Origin of the sequence: Phenylobacterium glaciei (genome assembly GCF_016772415.1) — a bacterium.
Classification (GTDB): Bacteria; Pseudomonadota; Alphaproteobacteria; order Caulobacterales; family Caulobacteraceae; genus Phenylobacterium; species Phenylobacterium glaciei.
This window is the reverse complement of the sequence record NZ_JAGSGD010000001.1, coordinates 21,294-40,643: the sequence shown is the minus strand read 5'-3', so window position 1 is coordinate 40,643 and position 19,350 is coordinate 21,294. Positions and strand designations below refer to the sequence as shown.

General features: G+C 69.4%; 16 protein-coding genes. 9 read left to right on the top strand and 7 right to left on the bottom strand.

Translation table 11 applies throughout. The features are described 5' to 3' along the window. Nucleotides 1-66 precede the first annotated feature (66 nt). Nucleotides 67-2,523 carry a zinc-dependent metalloprotease gene (locus tag JKL49_RS00190; RefSeq protein ID WP_215337315.1) on the top strand — a complete coding sequence of 819 codons (2,457 nt, stop codon included), beginning with the start codon at nt 67-69 and terminating at the stop codon, nt 2,521-2,523. On the opposite strand, the gene JKL49_RS00185 is transcribed toward JKL49_RS00190, so the two are convergent. After that, entirely contained in the window at nt 2,520-4,211 is a 1,692-nt protein-coding gene (locus JKL49_RS00185; RefSeq protein ID WP_215337313.1) for a lysine--tRNA ligase, read from the bottom strand. The two genes, JKL49_RS00190 and JKL49_RS00185, sit on opposite strands and share 4 nt — an antisense overlap. A 117-nt stretch (nt 4,212-4,328) precedes the next feature. On the opposite strand from JKL49_RS00185, the gene phnD reads away from it, so the two are divergent. Beyond that, the gene (gene phnD, locus JKL49_RS00180) at nt 4,329-5,330 is read left to right on the top strand and encodes a phosphate/phosphite/phosphonate ABC transporter substrate-binding protein (protein WP_215337312.1); all 1,002 of its coding nucleotides are present in this window, start codon (nt 4,329-4,331) and stop codon (nt 5,328-5,330) included. Between the two features lie 143 nt (nt 5,331-5,473). Here phnD and JKL49_RS00175 read toward each other — a convergent pair whose 3' ends face one another. Further along, on the bottom strand, nt 5,474-5,905 hold the full coding sequence (locus JKL49_RS00175) for a PaaI family thioesterase (protein WP_215337310.1): 432 nt from the start codon (nt 5,903-5,905) through the stop codon (nt 5,474-5,476). Next, on the bottom strand, nt 5,902-6,345 hold the full coding sequence (locus JKL49_RS00170; RefSeq protein WP_215337308.1) for a PaaI family thioesterase: 444 nt from the start codon (nt 6,343-6,345) through the stop codon (nt 5,902-5,904). Before JKL49_RS00170 ends, JKL49_RS00175 begins: the two co-directional genes overlap by 4 nt. A gap of 326 nt (nt 6,346-6,671) precedes the next feature. Between JKL49_RS00170 and JKL49_RS00165 the strand changes: the two genes are divergently transcribed. Both JKL49_RS00165 and JKL49_RS00160 read left to right on the top strand, forming a co-directional pair. After that, the gene (locus JKL49_RS00165) at nt 6,672-7,685 is read left to right on the top strand and encodes a ligase-associated DNA damage response exonuclease (RefSeq protein WP_215337306.1); all 1,014 of its coding nucleotides are present in this window, start codon (nt 6,672-6,674) and stop codon (nt 7,683-7,685) included. Continuing rightward, the gene (locus JKL49_RS00160) at nt 7,686-9,320 is read left to right on the top strand and encodes a cisplatin damage response ATP-dependent DNA ligase (RefSeq protein WP_215337304.1); all 1,635 of its coding nucleotides are present in this window, start codon (nt 7,686-7,688) and stop codon (nt 9,318-9,320) included. Here JKL49_RS00160 and JKL49_RS00155 read toward each other — a convergent pair. The 3 genes from JKL49_RS00155 to JKL49_RS00145 are packed head-to-tail and all read right to left on the bottom strand — an operon-like array spanning nt 9,298 to nt 12,082. After that, nucleotides 9,298-10,650 carry a hypothetical protein gene (locus JKL49_RS00155; RefSeq protein ID WP_215337302.1) on the bottom strand — a complete coding sequence of 451 codons (1,353 nt, stop codon included), beginning with the start codon at nt 10,648-10,650 and terminating at the stop codon, nt 9,298-9,300. The genes JKL49_RS00160 and JKL49_RS00155 overlap by 23 nt on opposite strands. Further along, the gene (locus JKL49_RS00150) at nt 10,647-11,564 is read right to left on the bottom strand and encodes an ABC transporter ATP-binding protein (protein WP_215337300.1); all 918 of its coding nucleotides are present in this window, start codon (nt 11,562-11,564) and stop codon (nt 10,647-10,649) included. The genes JKL49_RS00155 and JKL49_RS00150 overlap by 4 nt, the downstream gene beginning before the upstream one ends. Further along, nucleotides 11,561-12,082 carry a D-glycero-alpha-D-manno-heptose-1,7-bisphosphate 7-phosphatase gene (locus JKL49_RS00145; protein WP_347340331.1) on the bottom strand — a complete coding sequence of 174 codons (522 nt, stop codon included), beginning with the start codon at nt 12,080-12,082 and terminating at the stop codon, nt 11,561-11,563. The genes JKL49_RS00150 and JKL49_RS00145 overlap by 4 nt, the downstream gene beginning before the upstream one ends. Nucleotides 12,083-12,209: 127 nt before the next feature. On the opposite strand from JKL49_RS00145, the gene JKL49_RS00140 reads away from it, so the two are divergent. The 5 genes from JKL49_RS00140 (at nt 12,210) to JKL49_RS00120 (ending at nt 18,139) form a co-directional block, all read left to right on the top strand. Continuing rightward, nucleotides 12,210-14,039, top strand: a complete 1,830-nt coding sequence (locus JKL49_RS00140) for an ABC transporter ATP-binding protein (protein WP_215337298.1) — start codon at nt 12,210-12,212, stop codon at nt 14,037-14,039. 10 nt (nt 14,040-14,049) lie between these two features. Continuing rightward, complete coding sequence (locus JKL49_RS00135; protein ID WP_215337296.1) at nt 14,050-15,117, top strand: mannose-1-phosphate guanylyltransferase; 1,068 nt, start codon at nt 14,050-14,052, stop codon at nt 15,115-15,117. A gap of 121 nt (nt 15,118-15,238) precedes the next feature. After that, the gene (locus tag JKL49_RS00130) at nt 15,239-16,321 is read left to right on the top strand and encodes a GNAT family N-acetyltransferase (RefSeq protein WP_215337294.1); all 1,083 of its coding nucleotides are present in this window, start codon (nt 15,239-15,241) and stop codon (nt 16,319-16,321) included. Between the two features lie 57 nt (nt 16,322-16,378). Next, a complete protein-coding gene (locus JKL49_RS00125; RefSeq protein ID WP_215337292.1) occupies nt 16,379-17,581 on the top strand; it encodes a threonine ammonia-lyase in 1,203 nt (400 codons plus the stop codon). Nucleotides 17,582-17,647: 66 nt separating this feature from the next. Beyond that, nucleotides 17,648-18,139, top strand: a complete 492-nt coding sequence (locus tag JKL49_RS00120) for an FKBP-type peptidyl-prolyl cis-trans isomerase (RefSeq protein WP_215337290.1) — start codon at nt 17,648-17,650, stop codon at nt 18,137-18,139. A 12-nt stretch (nt 18,140-18,151) separates the two neighbouring features. Here JKL49_RS00120 and JKL49_RS00115 read toward each other — a convergent pair whose 3' ends face one another. Next, nucleotides 18,152-19,240: a hypothetical protein gene (locus tag JKL49_RS00115; RefSeq protein WP_215337288.1), complete on the bottom strand. Its 1,089-nt coding sequence runs from the start codon at nt 19,238-19,240 to the stop codon at nt 18,152-18,154. Nucleotides 19,241-19,350 lie beyond the last annotated feature (110 nt).

Below are 19,350 nucleotides of genomic sequence, written 5' to 3'. Positions count from 1 at the left end.
AGCCGCTCTCAGGCTTGTGATCGGCGCTCGGACCCGTAGGCTGTGCCGCTCAATGGGGGCGGTTCGATGACGCGCGTGGCTTGGCTTTGCTCGGGGGCGGTCGCCCTGGTTCTGATGGCGGGGGCGCCGGCGCTTGCCAGGGACAAGCCCCAAGCCGAGTCCTCAGCGACCGCTGGAGCCCAGCGCCAGGACGGTCTGCTGCCGGTCTATGTGGACAAGGCCAAGGGTCGCATCCTGCTCTCCCTGCCCGCGCCGGACGCCGACGGGGTCAGCGGCCGGTTCCTCTATCTCACCGCCCTGCGCACCGGGATGGGGTCGGCGCCCGTGGGCCTGGACCGCGCCGCCATCCGCGAGACCCAGGTCCTGGTGTTCCGCAGGATCGGCAAGAAGGTCATCGCCGAATACGAGAACCCCCGCTTCCGCGCCGCCGGCGCGCCGGCCCCCGAGCAGACCGCCGCCCGCGAGGCCTTCGCCACATCCACGGTGTGGGCGGGCGAGGTGGCGGGGACGGAAGGCGACGGCCGCATCCTGGTGGACATCGCCAGTTTCCTGACCCGCGATGTCATGGGGGCCGCCGACGCGCTGAAGGGCGCCGACGAGAAGGGCTACCGTCTGGTCCCCGACCTCTCGATGGCCGACCCGTCCTCGGTGAGGGTGTTCCCCGAGAACCTGGAGTTCGAGGCCCGCCAGACCTACCAGTCCGACACGCCGGGGCCCGAGAGCCGCAACATCGCGCCGGACGCCAAGCTGATCACGATCCAGGTGCGCCACAGCCTCGTGAAGCTGCCGGAGCCGGGTTTCGATACGCGGAAGTTCGACCCTCGGGCGGGCGTGTTCGGCGGCGTGGTGCTCGACTACGCCGCCCCGCTCGGCGAGGAGATCGTCGGCCAGATGGCCTACCGGTTCCGGCTGGAGAAGACCGATCCCACGGCGGCGAAGTCGCCGGTGAAGAAGCCCATCGTCTTCTATGTGGACCGCGCCGCCCCTGAGCCGATCCGCACCGCCCTGAAGGAAGGCGCCTCCTGGTGGGCCCAGGCCTTCGAGGCGGCGGGCTATCTGGACGCCTATCGGGTGGAGATCCTGCCCGAGGGGGTCGACCCCCTGGACGTCCGCTACAACGTCATCAACTGGGTGGACCGCGCCACCCGGGGCTGGTCGGTGGGTCAGTCGGTGAAGGACCCGCGCACCGGCGAGATCCTCAAGGGCAGCGTGCTGCTGGGCGCCCTGCGGGTGCGCCAGGACATGCTGATCTTCGAGGGCCTGGTGGGCGCCGACAAGGACGGGACCGGCGGCCCCAACGACCCGGTCCAGGTCTCGCTGTCGCGTCTGCGCCAGCTGGCCGCCCACGAGGTCGGCCACTCCCTGGGCTTTGCGCACAATTTCGCCGGCAGCACGCAGGATCGCGCCTCGGTGATGGACTATCCGGCCCCCCGCGTGACCCTGCTCGCCGGCAAGCCCGACCTGTCGGACGCCTATGGCGTGGGCCTGGGCGCCTGGGACAAATTCATCGTCGACTGGCTGTACGGCCAGGTCCCGGCGGGCAAGGCCGGAGAGGCCGCGCTGGCCGCCAAGGCCAAGGCGGAGGCCGATAGCGGCGCCCGCTATGTCACCGACGGCGACTCGCGGCCGCCCGGCGCGGCCCAACCCTGGGGCGGCCTGTGGGACGATGGGTCTGATCCCACCGCCGAGCTGACCCGGATGATGGCCGTGCGCCGCGTGGCCCTCGACCGCTTTGGGACCGCGGCCCTGAAGACCGGCGAGCCCATGGCCAACCTGCGCCGCAAATACGTGCCCATCTACCTGCTGCACCGCTACCAGCTGGAGGCCGCCGCCAAGCAGGTGGCCGGGGTCGAGTATCCCTATGGCGTGAAGGGCGATGTCCACGACGCCTCGCCTGTCGTGCCGGCGGCCCGGCAGCGGGCGGCGCTGGAGGCGGTGCTGGCGACCCTGAAACCGTCGGAGCTGGATACGCCGGAGGCCCTGATCCCCCTGCTGTCGGCGGGTCAGTCCGGCGACGACGACCGCCAGTTCGAGATCGAGGTGTTCGACGGCGGCCCGGTCTTTGATCCGCTGACCGCCGCCGATGTGGCCGCGGGCCTGACCATCGGGGCGCTGACCACCCCGGACCGGCTGAAACGGCTGGTGGAACAGCACCGTCGCGACCCGGCCCTGCCCGGCGCGGGCGAGGTGCTGGACCGGCTGCTGACCAAGGCCTTCGCCCCGGCCAGCGGCCGCGACACCGAGATCGCGCGGCGGGTGCAGACGCGGGCGGTGCTGGAGATGGCGGGGGTGTCACGGCGGGCCGACACCTCACCGGCGGTGTCGGCGGAGATCGACCAGCGGCTGGCGGATTTGGCGGCACGTCTGAAGGCCTCGCCGGGCGAAGGTTCCGACCGCGCGCACCGCCTGCGGCTCGCGGCCTTGATCGCCGACAGGGACGAGATGGCCCGCGTGCTGGCCGCGCCGAAGGTCAAGCCGACTGTGCCGCCCGGTATGCCGATCGGGGATGACGGGGAGTACTAGGCCTTCGCCGCCGCCACCAGTTCGCCGGCCACCCCGAGCTCGATCAGCGCAATCGTCCGGTCCAGGCCGAAGATCGCCGCGAAGGAGCCGAAGCGGGGGCCCTGGCTCTGGCCCAGCAGCACTTCGTAGAGGGCCGTGAACCAGGCGCGCAGGGGTTCGAAGCCCGCGGCCTTGCCGGCTTCGAACACCTCGTTCTGGATCGCCTCGGCGTCGGCGCTGGCCGGCAGGGCCTTGAGGCGGGCAATGAGGTCTTCCATCGCGGCCCTCTCCTGGTCACTGGCCAGGCGGAAGGTCTTCGAGGGCTTCACGAAGTCCTCGTAATAGTTGATCGCGTAGTCGCTCAGCCGGTCCAGCAGGGGCTGGCTCTCTGGCGTCGCGCCGGGGATGTAGGTCTGGATGAAGCCCCAGAGGATGTCCTTGGTGGAGGCGTCGGCCGCCGAGACCAAGTTCAGCAACAGCGAGAAGCTGACCGGCGAACCCTGCTCTGGGGGCGCGCCGCGGTGGACGTGCCAGGCGGGGTTGTCCAGGGCCACGGCGTTGGCGTCGGTCCGCGCGCGGTTATAGGCGTCCAGCTGCTGCAGGTACTCGTCCGTCGCCTTGGGGATGACGTCGAAATAGAGCCGCTTGGCCGACTTGGGCGACTGGTACATGTAATAGGCTAGGCTCTCGGGCGCGCCGTAGCGCAGCCACTCCTCCATGGTCAGGCCGTTGCCCTTGGACTTGGAGATCTTCTGGTTGTTCTCGTCCATGAACAGCTCGAAGTGGAAGGCCACCGGCGGCACGCCCCCCAGCACCTTGGTGAGCTTGTCGGAGACCCGGACGCTATCGATCAGGTCCTTGCCCGAGGCCTCGAAGTCGACCTCCAACGCCGTCCAGCGCACGGCCCAGTCGGGGCGCCACTGGATCTTCACATGGCCGCCGGTGACCGGCAGCTCGGTGCGGCCGCCGTCGGGGTCGTCGAAGACGATGGTCCCCTTGGCGACATCGCGGCCCAGCGTGGGAACCTGCAGAACCTTGCCGCTGATCGGGCTGATCGGCAGGAAGGGCGAATAGGTGGCGCGACGCTCTTCTCCCAGGGTCGGCAGCATCACCGCCTGGACGGCGTCGAAGCGCTCCAGCATCCGCAGCAGCACCGCGTCGAACTGGCCCGACCGGTAGGTCTCCGTGGACGACTTAAACTCGTAGTCGAAGCCGAAGCCGTCGAGGAAGGCGCGCAGGCGGGCGTTGTTGTGGTGGGCGAAGCTCTCGTACTCGCCGAAGGGGTCACGCACGCTGGAGACAGGCTTGTCGCGGTCCTCCTGCAGCATCTCGCGGTTGGGCACGTTGTCGGGGATTTTCCGCAGGCCATCCATATCGTCGGAGAAGACGATCAGCTTGGTGGGGACCTGGTCCTCGGTGAGCGCGCGGAAGGCGTTGCGCACCATGGTGGGCCGCGCGGCCTCGCCGAAGGTGCCCATGTGCGGCAGGCCCGAGGCGCCGAACCCGCACTGGAACACCACCGGCTTGTTCAGGGCCGGCAAGGTGGCCACGGCCTGCGCGGCCTTGCCCTCGCCGATCAGGCTGGCGGCCAGATCGCGCTCGGCGTCGGTGAGCCGCAGGCGCAGGATGCGCTCCAGCAGCAGGCGGGCCTGTTCGAAGGGCCAGCTCTTGGCCTGGCGGGCTTGGTGGGAAAGACCTTGCAGTGACATGGGCGGGCGTTAGCGCCCAATGTCGCCCGCCTCAAGCTTAGTTTTCGCTGGCCGTTGTCGGACAAGCGTCACAAGAACAGGCGAAACAGAGGGTTGGACGTCTTGTCAGGTGTGTCGATGATCTCTTCGAAACTGGGCGCAGCGTTGCTGGCCACGACCCTTCTCCTCGCCGCCTGCGCCAAGCCGGCGGAGAAACCGGCCGCCACCGACACCCTCAACTTCTCGATTCTCTCCACCGAGAAGGCCACCACGGCGTCGGCCGACTGGGCGCCCGTCCTGGCTGACCTGCAGACGGCGACGGGCCTGACGGTGAAGCCCTTCTTCGGCAGCAACTATTCGGCCTTGATCGAGGCGATGCGCTTCAAGCAGACCGACCTGGGCTGGTTCAGTAACCAGTCGGGCCTGGAGGCGGTGCGACGCTCTAACGCCGAGGTCTTCGCCCGGACCACCAAGCCGGACGGCGGCGCGGACGGCTACCAATCGGTGATCATCGTGGCCAAGGACAGCCCCATCACCCTGGAGCAGCTGCTCAAGTGCGACGGAAAGCTGAACTTCGGCATGGGGGACGTGAAGTCGACCTCCGGCACGCTCGCCCCCATGACCTATCTGTTCGCCCCGCGCGGGATCAGCCCGGAAACCTGTTTCAAGACGGTCCGCTCGGCCAACCACGAATCCAACCTGTTCGCCGTGAGCAATGGTGTGCTGGACGCGGCCACCAACAACACCCAATCCATCGCGCGGCTGCGCCAGAAGGGCGACGCCGCGTCGGCCAGGACGCTGGGCAATCTGAAGGTGATCTGGACCTCGCCCACCATTCCCGAGGATCCGATGGTCTGGCGCAAGGACCTGGATCCGACGGTGAAGGCCAAGATCAGCAACTTCTTCCTGACCTATGGCGTGGGGACGGGCCCGGAGGCCGAGCACCAGCGGGACAACCTGCGGCGTATCCAGACCGGCCCCTTCAAGCAGGCCGACAACACTCACCTGTTGCCGGTACGCGAGATGGAGGCCACCGAACAGCTCCTGGAGGCGAAGGCCAAGGGCGACGCCGCGGCGGTCGCCACGGCCCAGGCGGCGCTGGACGCCGTGCATGCGGAACTGAAGGCGGCCAAGCCCTAGCTGTCCGCTCGTCCCGGCGACCACGAAGGGGCGGCGCGAAGCAGCCAAGGCCGGGATCCAGGTCGTAGGTCACGACCTGCGCCTCGAATCCTGAGTGCGGCGGATGTATCTGGGTCCCGGCCTGCGCCGGGATGAGCGGGTTTCTACTCGTCCGAACTCAGCATGAAGTGACCGCGCAGGGCGGCGACCGGGGTTCCGCGCGCCTCCTGCCAGGCCTCCACCGTCACATTGGCGATGCGGCGGCCGACCTTGCGCAGGTCGGCGCGGGCATAGGTGGTGAGCGCCCGGCCGGGGCGCAGGTACTCGATGGTGACGTCGATGGTCTTGTGGACCTTCGGCGTGTGCTGGACGACCGAGAGTTGGGCCAGCGCCGTCATCTCCAGGAAGGCGCCGATCACCCCGCCGTGCAGGGCCGGCAGCATGGTGTTGCCGATCAGGTGCGGGGCGAAGGGCAGGATGGCGGTCATCTCGTCGCCGGCCAACTCGCAGCGCATGCCGAGGAACCGGATGTAGGGGACAGAGGCCAGGAAACCCTGCAGCCGGTCATTCGCATTCAGTACGGGGGCTTCACTCATCGCGGCGCGCTCGCGCCGTGCAGGATGAAGGCGGCCTGGGCCGTGGCGATGGGGTCGGCGGGATCGACGTCCCAGGCCTCGGCGCGGACGAAGGCGATGGACCGGGTCATCTTGTAGCAGTGGGCCAGGGCCGTGATGGCGGCGCGCGGCGCGGCGGGCCGCATATAGTCGATGCGCAGATCCAGCGTCGCGGTGGGGAAGCGCTCGCCCTTGGACGAGTTGATCGCCAGGCCGCAGCAGTGATCCAGCAGGGAGGTGACGACGCCGCTGGCGATCACGTCGGTGGCCGGGTCCCCCACCAGTTCGGCCCGCCAGGGGACGAGGATGGAGCCGCGGCTATCGCCCACGGAGATCAGCCGGAAGCCAAGCGCTGCGGCCTGCGGCACGGTCTCCACCATGTGGCGGGCCTGGTCGGCGATGGCGTCTTCGGGGGCGTCCATGCCTCCGGTTTGGGCCAGGCCCGCCCCAGGGTCAAGGATGACCCAAGGGAGGTTTAGCCCGCGACGAAACCCGTGGAGACGGCGACGATGGCGATGGCGAGCATCGGCAGGGCGGCCATCAGCAGGCTGGCGAGACCGCTGACGCGGCCGAGGTTCAAAGAGTTGGACATGACGTTTTCTTTCGGTTGGAGCGAAGCGCTACGAGGTGCGTTCGTCTTGAGCGGCGGTGTAGGCGCGGCCTGCCCGAAAGACCCGTTAAGTCTTGGTCATGACGTTGAATTCACAATATTAATGTCCAGTAAGGTTGAGCTTTCCCGGCGGTTCCGATGATCAAGCCCGAAGCCCTGCTTCGCCCGACCCCGGCCGGCCTCTATTGCCCGCCCGGCGACTTCTATATCGACCCCACCCGGCCGGTGGACCGGGCGGTGGTGACCCATGGCCATTCCGACCATGCGCGGTCGGGCCACGGGGCGGTGCTGGCCACGCCCGAGACCCTCGCCATCATGGCCGAGCGCTACGGCGCCGATTTCGCCGGGGCGACCGAGGCCGCGCCCTATGGCCAGACCGTCCGCCGCGATGACGTCGAGGTGACCCTGGTCCCGGCCGGCCATGTCCTGGGCTCGGCCCAGGCGGTGGTGCGGTGGAAGGGCCTGACCATGGTGGTGTCGGGCGACTACAAGCGCCGCCGCGATCCGACCTGCCCGCCCTTCGAGCCCGTGCCCTGCGACGTCTTCATCACCGAGGCCACCTTCGGCCTGCCGGTGTTCCGCCATCCGCCCGATAGCGGCGAGATCGCCCGGCTGCTGCGCTCGGTGGCTCAGTTCCCAGAGCGGTCGCACCTGGTGGGCGCCTATGCGCTGGGCAAGGCGCAGCGGGTGATCTGTCTGCTGCGGGAGGCCGGCTGGGAAAAGCCCATCTTCGTCCATGGGGCGCTGGAGCGGCTGAACAAACTCTACGAGGACCACGGGATCGACCTTGGCCCGCTGGCGCCCGCCACCGTCGCCACCAAGCAGGACTTCGCCGGGGCCATCGTGATCGGCCCGCCCTCGGCCCTGCAGGACCGCTGGTCGCGGCGGTTCCCCGATCCGGTCCAGGCCTTCGCCTCGGGCTGGATGCAGGTCCGCGCCCGGGCCCGCCAGCGGGGGACCGAGCTGCCCCTGGTGATCTCCGACCACGCCGACTGGGACGAACTGACCGCCACGGTGGACGAACTGCGGCCCGGCGAACTGTGGATCACCCACGGCCGCGAGGAGGCGCTGGCGCGCTGGTCGGAACTGCACGGAATCAAGGCCCGTGCCCTGGCCCTGGTGGGCTATGACGACGACGAAGAGGACGGCTAGGTGCGCGCCTTCGCCGAACTGCTGGATCGCCTGTCGCTGACGGCGTCACGCAACGCCAAGCTGACCCTGGTGCGCGACTATCTGCGCGAAACCCCCGATCCGGACCGCGGCTGGGCCCTGGCCTCACTGACCGGGGACCTCACCTTCGACGCCGCCAAGCCGGCCTTCATCCGCAAGGCGGTGGAGGAACGGATGGACCCGCTGCTGTTCCGCTGGTCCTACGACTATGTCGGCGACCTCGCCGAGACCGTCGCCCTGGTCTGGCTGGCCAAGCCCGGCGCCAACCGCGAGCCGGAGCTGTCGGAGGTGATCGACGCCCTGCGCGGCGCGACACGCACCGAGGTGCAGCGGCTGATCGAGGGCTGGCTGGACGTGCTGGAACCGACGGGGCGCTGGGCCCTGCTGAAGCTGATGACCGGCGGCCTGCGGGTCGGGGTCTCCGCGCGGCTGGCCAAGCAGGCGACAGCCGACCTCGGGGGCGTGCCCATCAGCGAGGTGGAGGAGGTGTGGCACGCCCTGCACCCGCCCTATGAGGACCTGTTCGCCTGGCTGGAGGGGCGCTCGGACCGGCCGCGCCCGGACTCGCCGGGCCGTTTCCGCCCCACCATGCTGGCCCAGGCGATCGACGAGGCGGTCGATTTCGGCAAGCTCGACCCCGCCGACTACGCCGCGGAGTGGAAGTGGGACGGCATCCGTGTCCAGGCGGTGAACGAAGAGGGCATCCGTCGGCTCTACACCCGCAACGGCGACGACATTTCAAAGACGTTTCCCGATGTGCTCCAGGTCCTGGACTTCGAAGGCGCCCTGGACGGCGAACTGCTGGTGATGGGCGACGACGGGGTCGCCAGCTTCGGCGACCTGCAGCAGCGGCTGAACCGCAAGACTGTCGATGCGAAGCTGCTGGCGAAGCATCCGGCCGGCATCCGCGCCTATGACCTGCTGGCCGAGGCGGGCGAGGACACCCGGGTCCTGTCCTTCAAGGATCGACGCGTTCGGCTGGAGGCCTTCGTCGGCAAACTGGCCACGGCGCGCATCGACCTCTCGGTGCTGCAGCCCTTCGAGACCTGGGCCGACCTGGCCGCCCTGCGCGCCTCACCCCCGTCCGGAGACCCGCAGATCGCCGAGGGGCTGATGCTGAAGCGGTGGGACTCCATCTACGAGGCCGGCCGGCCGAAGGGTCCGTGGTTCAAGTGGAAGCGCGACCCGTTCCTGATCGACGCGGTGCTGATGTACGCCCAACGCGGGCACGGCAAACGGTCGAGCTTCTATTCCGACTACACCTTCGGGGTCTGGACGGAGGTCGAGGGCAAGCGGGCCCTGACGCCGGTGGGCAAGGCCTATTTCGGCTTCACCGACGAGGAGCTGAAGCGGATCGACAAGTTCGTCCGCGACAACACCCTCTCGCGGTTCGGCCCGGTGCGCTCGGTCAAGGCCGAGCCGCACCATGGCCTGGTGTTCGAGGTGGCCTTCGAGGGCCTGCAACGCTCCACCCGGCACAAGTCCGGGGTGGCCATGCGCTTCCCCCGCATCCACCGCATCCGCTGGGACAAGCCCGCCGGGGAGGCCGACGAGCTGGCGACCCTGGAGGGGATGCTGGCGAAGATGGAGGGGGTCAGCGCACCTCCGGCGCCTTGATGCGCCGCCAGGCCAGCGCCCAGGCGATGGCGGCCTGGGCCAGGCCCGAGGCGAGGCTGGCCCAGGGTGCGGTGGACATCGGCACGAACAGGGCCTGGCCGGTCCCGGGGCTGATCACCGCGCCGACGATGGCGCCCACGCCATAGAGCAGGGCGAGGGCGACGATCGCGCCGAAGTCGCCCCGCTGTGGCCGGGGACCGAAGCGGAACAGGGTGATGACCCCCAGGTCGCGCAGCACGAAGGCCAGCAGGGCGGCGGCCTGGGCCGGATCGGGGCCCTGGCTGAAGGCCGAGCCCGCGCCGCCCACCACGAAGGCGGCGACCACCAGGATCACGGCCAGCAGGAAGGGCGCGATGGCTGAGGGCGTCAGGGGCAGGGCGCGGGCGAGGTCGCCCTTGGCCGCCGAGGCTCCGAACTGGCGCAGGCGCACCCGGTCGGCGGGCTCGGCGAAGGCGCCGGCATAGGCTGCGAGCGCCACGGCGAGCGCGCCCACCAAAAGCGGCGCGGCGACAGCGCCCGGCGAATAGGCGAAGCCGCCCAGGAACACCGCCAGGAAGATCAGGAAGGCCGGCCAGACCACCGGCAGGTTCTTCATCTGCAGCTCCAGCCGCATCAGCCGCCAGGCGCTGGCCAGTCCCCAGCCGGCGAAGGCCAGGGTCGCGACTGTGCGGAAGGCGATGGCGGGGAAGACCTGGCCCCACCAGGTGATGTCGCCGCGCGCATAGAGGAAGGACGACAGGCCCGAGAGTCCGGCGCCGCGCTGGAAGCCCGACGAACCGGCCACGGCCGACAGCAGGAACAGGCCAAGTATGAGGCCCCAGAACACGCCGCCGGCCCGAGCGACGCGGCCTTCGGCGCGGGCCTTGCGCACCCCGATCAGGGCGGCGGCCAGGCAGATGGCCTGTAGGAAGAGGGCGAGCGCGATGAGGAAGGCCAGCATCCAGAGCGCGCCGGGTTGGCCCTCGACCAGCATCAGGCCCGCCATCAGGAAGACGCCGGTGAGCGCGCAGACCCAGGCCAGGGACGAAGCGCCCAGCAGCTTGCCCCAGGTCATCGACCAGGGCGTCAGGGCCGAGAGGCGCTGGAAGTCCCAGGTGCGGTCGGCGATCTCTCCCAGGACCGCGCCGCCGGCGGCGCGCGATCCCCACAACAGGCCGCAGATGACGAAGACGAAGCCGCCGACGCCGGCCATGGCCGGCAGCGGGCCCCCCAGCGACTCGCGGGCCACCAGGGCCGTCGCGCCGTAGATCATCACCAGAACGACGGCGGCCCAGGCGATGCGCCGGGGCGAGGCCTCGAGCCAGAGATTGCGCTGGAATTCCGGGTTCATCGGGCCACCTCCGCCAGATAGGCGTCTTCGAGGGTCTTGCGCGCCGCCTGGAAGGACCGGACCTTCAGGCCCGCCGCGATCAGCTTGCCCAGCAGGGCGGAGTCGTCCTCGCCCTCCGGCAGCAGCAGAGTGGCGGTGTCGCCGGTGGTCTGCTCGACGGTGACGCCCAGTTTCTCCAGGCGTTCGGCGAGATCCAGCGGCGGCTCTGCGAAGGTGACCTCCACCCGCTGACCGTCGCGATGACCGGAGCCTGCCGCCACCACCCCGCCGCCGGCCACGGCGCCGTCGCGGATCATCAGCATCTGGGTGGAGTAGTCCTCCAGCTCGGCCAGGATGTGGGAGGAGACCACGATGGTCATGCCGTCCTTGGAGAGAGACAGGATCAGGTCCGACAGGCTGCGGCGGGCCTCGGGGTCCAGCCCGGCTGCCGGTTCATCCAGTAACAGCACGCGGGGCTGGTGGACGATGGTCTGGGCGATGGCCAGGCGCTGCTTCAGACCGCGCGAGAGTTCGCCGGCCCGGGCTTCGAGCCGGTCGGTGAGCTGCACCCGGGCCGCCGCCATCTCCACGGCCGCCGCGGTCTCGCTGACGGGCACGCCGCGCGAACGGGCGGCGTAGGTCAGGGCCTTGCGGACCGACAGCTCCTCATAGAGGCCGAAGAAGTCGGGCAGGTAGCCGATGGCGGCGTGGACCCCTCGAGGGTCCTCCTCCACGTCCAGGCCCGCCACCCGGATGGTCCCCTCGGTGGGGACGTCGAGCGCCGCGATGCAGCGCATCAGGGTCGACTTGCCGGCCCCATTGGGACCCACCAGGGCCAGCACGGCCCCGGCCTGGACCTCGAAGGACACTCCGTGCAGGGCGCGGACCGCCGGGTAGTCGTAGACCACGCCCTCCACCTCGATCATGCCGCTCATCTCAGCTCCCCTTCCAGGAAGGTCTTCAGGTTGCCGCCGGTGAATTTCAGGCCGCGGACCCCGGCGCGGAGCCCGGCCTCCACGTCGCCGTCCTTGTCGCCCACCATCAACGAGCGGGCCAGGTCCACGGGGAATTCGGCTATCGCCTGCAGCAGCATGCCGGGATTGGGCTTGCGGTTCGGCGGGTTGGGATGGCGGTAAACCTCGTTCGCCGCCTCGGGATGGTGCGGGCAATAGTAGAAGGCGTCGACCCGGGCGCCGGCCTTGGCCAGATCGGCGCCCATCTGGACATGCAGCTTCTGGACGTCGGCCTCGGTGTAGTAGCCGCGGCCGATCCCCGACTGGTTGGTCACCACAAACACCCACCAGCCGGCGGCGTTGAAGGCGGCGATGGCCTCGCGGGCGCCTGGAATCCAGACGAAATCCTCCCAGCGATAGACATAGCCGGGGTCTTCATTGAGCACCCCGTCGCGATCGAGGAACAGGGCGGGGCGGGGGGGCTGGTCTGGCGCGCTCACCAGGGCACTCTAGCGCCAAGCCCGCGCGGCGTCGCGGGGGTCTGGACTTAAGCTTTCGTAACGCGCCATTTGCCGGACACACCGCCCCGGCTATGGTCGCGCGTCCCTTCCAGTTTCCGAGGTCGTCTTGGCCGTTTCATCCGCCGCTCCCGTACTCTCCATCCAGGACCTCAAGGTCGATTTCGCCACCCATGACGGGGTGGTCGCCGCAGTGCGGGGGGTGTCCCTGGACGTGGCCCGGGGCGAGACCCTAGGCGTCGTCGGCGAAAGCGGCTCAGGCAAGAGCCAAACCTTCATGGCGCTGATGGGCCTGTTGGCGCGCAACGGCACGGCCACCGGCTCGGCCAAGTTCCTCGGGACCGAACTGCTGAACCTGAAGCCCGCGGCCCTGAACAAGATCCGCGGCTCGAAGATGACCATGATCTTCCAGGACCCGCTCACGGCCCTGACCCCCCACGTCCGCATCGGTGAACAGATCGCCGAGCCCCTGCGCCTGCATCTGGGCATGTCCGGGGACGCGGCCACCAAGCACGCCAAGGATTGGCTGGACCGGGTGCGCATCCCCGACGCGGCGAGGCGCCTGCGCCAGTATCCCCACGAGCTCTCCGGCGGCATGCGCCAGCGGGTGATGATCGCTGCGGCCATGGCCGGCGGGCCGGCCCTGCTGATCGCCGACGAGCCCACCACGGCGCTGGACGTCACCGTCCAGGCCGAGATTCTCGACCTGATGGACGAGCTGAAGCGTGAAACCGGCACGGCCATGGTGCTGATCACCCACGACATGGGGGTCATCGCCCGCCTCGCCGACCGGGTCTGCGTGATGAAGGACGGCGCCTATGTCGAGGAGGGCGAAGCCGAGGCCATCTTCGCCGCCCCCAAGGACGCCTATACGCGGGCCCTGCTGGACGCCATTCCGCGCCTGGACCGCTCCGACCGCGGCGGCCGCCCGACCCTGAGCCCCGTCGCGGCCAATGCGCCGGTGGTCGTCGAGGGCAAGGACATCAAGGTCTGGTTCCCGATGCACGAGGGCCTGTTCGGCGCCAAGCGGCAGCTGCGCGCCGTGGACGGCGTCTCCTTCCGGGTGCGCGAGGGCGAGACCCTGGGCGTGGTGGGGGAGAGCGGCTGCGGCAAGTCCACCCTGGCGCGCGCCGTCATCAACCTGATCCCGGCCACCGGCGGGGCGGTCACCCTGCTGGGCCGCGACATCACCGGGGCCGACAAGGAGGCGGTCCGCGCCGCCCGCCGCGACCTGCAGATCGTCTTCCAGGACCCCCTGGCCAGCCTCGACCCGCGCATGACCATCGGCGACTCCATCGCCGAGCCCCTGCAGGTGTTCAAGCCCGAGCTGAAGCGGGCCGAACGCGACACCGAGGTAGCGGCCATGATGGCCAAGGTCGGCCTGCTGCCGGCCCTGATCAACCGCTACCCGCACGAACTGTCCGGCGGCCAGAACCAGCGGGTGGGTATCGCGCGGGCCATGATCCTCAAGCCCAAGCTGGTGATCTGCGACGAGGCGGTCTCGGCCCTGGACGTCTCGATCCGCGCCCAGATCATCGACCTGCTGATCCAGCTGCAGAAGGAGATGGGCCTGGCGATGATCTTCATCAGCCACGACCTGGCGGTGGTCCGCGAGATCAGCCACCGGGTGATGGTGCTCTATCTGGGCCGGGTGATGGAGCAGGCCGAGCGCGAGCAGCTCTACGCCCATCCGCACCACCCCTATACCAAGGCCCTGCTGTCGGCGGCCCCGATCCCCGACCCGGTCCGTGAGCGGTCGCGCAAGCGGCTGAAGCTGGTGGGGGAGCCGCCGAGCCCCATGGACCCGCGCAGCGCCCTGCGCTTCCTGCCCTCGCGCCTGTCGGCCGACCCCCTGGGCCAGGTCTATGTGCCCGAGCTGAAGGAGGTCGCCCCCGGCCACCTGGTCTCGGAGTTCGACCCGCCGTCCGAAGCGGCCTAGAGCGGGCTTCATGACGGCCAAGATCACGCCCATCCTGATGTCCGGCGGCGCGGGGACGCGCCTGTGGCCGCTGTCGCGGCAGGCCAAGCCCAAGCAGTTCCACCGGCTGGGGGGCGCGGAGACCCTGATCCAGGCCACCGCCCTGCGGGTGACGGGTCCGATGTTCAATCCGCCCATCGTGGTCTGCGCCGCGGGCCATGCGGACCTGACGCGGGCCCAGCTCGCCGAGGTGGGGATCACGGCGCGCGCCCTGATCGCCGAGCCCGCGCCGCGTAATACGGCCGCCGCCTCGGTGGCCGCCGCCGCCGTGGCCGCCGAGATTGACCCGGACGGGGTCTTCATCCTGCTGCACGCCGACAACCTGGTTTCTGACGTGCCGGCCATGCATCGCGCCATTGAGGCCGGCCGCGCCGCGGCGCAATCGGGCGAGGTGGTGATCTTCAGCCTCAAGCCGACGGGGCCTGAGACCATCTACGGCTATATCCGCGCTGGGGGGCCCGCAGGCCTGGTGCGCAAGGTCGCCCAGTTCGTCGAGAAGCCGGACCTGGAGACGGCCAAGACCTTCGTCGCCGATCCGGACTACGGCTGGAACGCCGGCATGTTCATGTTCAGCGCGGCCGCCTTCCTGGGCGAATGCCGCCGCCTGGCGCCCGCCATCAGCGCCGCCGCCGAGCTGGCCGTGGCCAAGGCGCAGCGGCCGGGCGACGTGATCGCGCTGTCGCCGGACTTCCTCACCGCGCCGTCGGAAGCCATCGACACCGCAATCATGGAGAAGACCGCCTGCGCCAGCGTGGTGGGCGCCGACATCGGCTGGAGCGACGTCGGCAACTGGCACGCCCTGTGGGAGGGGTCGGCCCGCGACGGCGACGGCAACGCCCTGGACGGCGACGCCATCGCGGTGGATGCGCGCGGCAACCTCGCGCGCACCGACGGTCACGTCGTGGTGCTGGCCGGGGTCGAGGACCTGGTGGTGGTGGTGGAAAACGGGGTCGTGCTGGTCACCCGCCGCAACTCGACATCCTCGGTCAAGGCGGCTGTGGACGCCCTGAAGCGCCAGGGTCGCGGCGAACTCCTATAATCTCAGGTTGCGCGCCAGCGCCCCGCAGAAGTTGCATCGCGGCGATTCCGGCAACTTCGCGGAAAGACTTCTTGGTTAAAGTCGTCCTGACTGTCGCGTTTCGCCGCCGGGGATAGCCGCCTTGCAGATCGAAGTCCTTCGTCCGCAGGACATGACGGCGCAGCGCGTGGCCCGCTGGGCGGAGCTGCAGGCCGGCGACATAAGGTCGGACTCGCCGTTTCTATCCCCCGACTGGGCCCGCACCCTCGAGCGCGTGCAGCGCCAGACCTCCCGCCAGATCCGCGTCGCCGTCGCCATCCAGGACGGCCGCGACGTCGCCTTCCTGGCGGTCCGTGTCGGCCACCTCACGGCCATGCCGGTGGGGGCGCCGATGTGCGACTACCAAGGGCTGGTGGCCGAACCGGGCGTGACGATCAACGTGCGCAAGATGGTCCAGGCCCTGGGCGTCCAGCGCTACGACTTCTGCCACATGATCGAGGACCAAGCCGAGTTCGCGCCCTTCGCGCGCGGCCGCCAGCTGTCCCACGTGGTGGATGTCGAGGTGGGCTATGAGGCCTATGAAGCCGCCCGCCGCGAGGCCGGGACCTCGGTGCTGAAGGACAGCGACAAGAAGCGCCGCAAGGTCGAGCGCGAGGTCGGGCCGGCTGCGTTCGCCGCCTTCTCCCGCAGCCAGGCCGATTTCGACCAGCTGGTGGCCTGGAAGCGCGCCCAGCTTGAGGCCACTGGCCAGACCGACATCTTCGACGCCGGCTGGACCCTGCGGCTGATGCAGGACCTGTTCGAGCGCCGAGATCCCGACTTCGGCGCAGGTCTCTTCACCCTGCACTTCGGCGACCGCCTGGCGGCGGTTCACCTGCACCTGCACGGCAAGAAGACCGTGCACGGCTGGCTGATCGCCCACGACCCCGAATTCGAGCGCTATTCGCCAGGCATCCTGCTGTTCCAGGACATCCTGCGGTGGATGGACGCCACCCCCTATTCGCGCCTCGACCTCGGTCCCGGCGACTACCGATTCAAGCGCGAGCTGGCCAATACCGGCGTGTGGGTGACGCACGGCTTCGTCGGCGGCGTCGCCCCCGCCGCCCTGGTGCGCCACGCCGCCTACAGCGTTCGGCGCGCGGCCGAGGCCCTGCCGCTGGGCAAGATGTCGGAGCTTCCCGGCAAGGCGATGCGCCGGGTGGACGTCCTGCGCGGCCTGCGCTGATTGCGATAAAGGTCGGCCCCCGTTAGAGGTGGCGTCCTTTCCACCCCTGGCCTGATCATGACCCTGTCCATCGACGATATCCGCGCGGCTGCCGAGCGGCTGAAGGGGCGCATCGAGCGCACCCCCTGCCGACACTCGAAGACGCTGTCGGAGATTACCGGAGCCGAGGTCTGGGTGAAGTTCGAGAACCTGCAGTTCACCGCGGCCTACAAGGAGCGCGGCGCCCTCAACACCCTGCTGCAGCTCAACGACAACGAGGCCAAGCGCGGTGTGATCGCGGCGTCCGCCGGCAATCACAGCCAGGGCCTGGCCTATCACGCCGCGCGCCTGGGCATCCCCGTGACCATCGTCATGCCCCGCAACACCCCCTTCGTGAAGGTGCAGCAGACCCGCGCCTTCGGGGCCGAGGTGGTGCTGGATGGGGACACCTTCGACGACGCCGCGGCGCTCGCCAAGACCCTGTGCGCGGACCGGGAGCTGGTCTTCGTCCCCCCCTTCAACGACCTGAAGGTGATGGCCGGCCAGGGCACCGTGGCGCTGGAGATGTTCGAGGACGTGCCGGACCTGGAGGTCCTGCCGATCCCCATCGGCGGCGGCGGGCTGATCGCCGGCTGCGCCACCGTGGCCAAGTCACTCAATCCGAAGGTCGAGATCTACGGCGTTGAGCCGGCCATGTACCCCTCCTTCACCGCCCGGATGCGCGGGATCGGCGCGGCGACCGGCGGCGCCACCATCGCCGAGGGCATCGCGGTCAAGTCGGTGGGCGAAGAGTGCTATGCCGTCGCGCGGCCGCTGATCGACGACGTGCTGCTGATCGAGGAGCCCTACTTCGAGCGGGCCATCGCCCTCTACTGCAATGTCGAGAAGACGGTGGTGGAGGGCGCCGGCGCTGCCTCTCTGGCCGCCCTGCTGGCCTATCCGGAGAAATTCCGCGGCAAGAAGGTCGGGCTGATCATCACCGGCGGCAATATCGACACCCGCCTGCTGGCCTCGGTGCTGACCCGTGAACTGGTGCGCGAGCAGCGGCTGGTGTCCCTGCGTATCGTCGGCGACGACCGACCGGGCCTGTTGGGCACCGTCTCGGTGCTGATCGGCAAGATGGGGGCCAATATCGTCGAGGTGGCCCACAACCGCCTGGCCCTGGACGTGCCCGCCAAGGGCGCGGAGTTCGACATCATGATCGAGACCCGCGACGCCCAGCACACCCAGGAAATTATGGACGCCCTGCGCGAGAGCGGCTACCCGCCCCGCGCGGTCTAGGAGCGTGACAGCCGGAAGTGGACACCGGTTCCGGCGCCCGTCACGCGACCAAAAAGGAAGTTTCAGATGAAGCGTCTCGTTCTCGCCCTGGCCCTGGTCCTGCTGGCCGCCTGCGGTCCCACCAAGAAGGCGACGGACAACCTGGTCGCCGCCAAGACCTTCCTGGCTGCGAACGCCAAGGCGGAGGGCGTCGTCACCCTGCCGTCGGGCCTGCAGTACAAGATCGTCCAGTCTGGGCCGGCCACCGGTCTGAAGCCCCACAAGGGCGACGAGGTGAAGGTCCACTACGAAGGCAAGCTGCTGGACGGCAAGGTCTTCGATAGCTCCTACGAGCGCGGCGCCCCGGCCGCCATGCCCATCGACGCCCTGATCCCCGCCTGGATCGAGGCCCTGCAACTGATGCGTCCCGGCGATGTCTGGATGCTCTATGTGCCGCCGGAGCTGGGCTACGGCGAAGAGGGCGCGGGCGGCGGTGAGATCCCCGGCAACAGCGTGCTGATTTTCAAGATCGAACTGATCGGCGTCCTGCCCGGCCCCGGCTCGGTCGGCCAGGGTTGACAGCCAAAACGACTAGCTGAACAGGTGCGTGCGGGTGTCGGGGTTCTCCCGGCGCCACATGACGTTGTCCAGGAAGAAGTGGTGGATGTTGATGAAGATCCACACCGCAAACAGGCAGGCCGTGGTCCCGAACACCGCGTGGTCATAGGGGAGCACCGCGTCCATCAGATTGGGCAGGCCCCAGAAGCCGACGAAGCCCAGGGCCAAGCCTGACGCCACGAACAGCGCAAATCCGCCTTTCCACTTGGGCGATTTGGCGCGTTCCACGCTGCCCTGATAGCGCCAGACCACCGCCAGGTACTGCAGGGAGTGGAAGGCCGGAATCACCAGCAGCCACAGCGGATTGATCCGCATGAAGACCAGCCAGGTGTAGAGGCTGACGCCGTAGGCCACGGCCCCGTTCCAGGGCAGGCTCTTCCAGGCGCGGCCCATGACGACGAGGGTCGCCGCCGTGGTGAGCGCCGCGGCCAGCCCTGCGATCATCAGCACCGGCGCCGGCACGGGCAGGGCGTAGTAGTCCAGGCCCCAGAGGTGGGTCGCCTTCACCTGGTGGTTGGCGTTGAGCCAGGAGAAGACCCAGACCCCATAGGCGTTCACCAGGAACACCTTCTTCTGGATCGCGCTGAAGAAGCTCTTCTTCAGCGCGGCGTCCACCATCAGCATGCCGTAGCCCTGCTTGACGTAGTGCCAGCCCACGAAGAAGGCCATCAGGTTGCCGCCGAAGCCCAGCAGCCGCGAATCCGCGCTCATCAGGGCCGCGCCCAGATAGGCCGCCAGCACGAGCGGCACGACGATCCCGGCGAAGATGTACCGGCCCCGCAGCGCCGGAGCGTGGGTTCCTGACAACGCCTTGGCCCCGAAGCCCCGGTAGAAGATCTGATACGAGTGGGCGAAGTGCGGGTGGTTGAGGATGTTGATCAGCATCCACACCACCCCCGCCAGCGGCGCGGCGACCTTGTCGGCCGACAGCAGCAACAGGACGGGAAAGGCCAGCAGCGACCCGCCCCCCAGCAGCAGGAAGTCGGCGGTCGGGCCCCACAGATAGCGGCGCGGCGTGGCCACGGCGGCCGGGACGGCGGCCTGGTCCATCAGGATGGTCATGGCGTCCTCCGCCCCACGGTTAACGCCAGGATGACGCGCAATGCTTAGGCCCGGGTGAACGGCGCTTGTCGGACGCTAAGGAAGGCTGTTCAGATCGCGCCTAGAGCCCT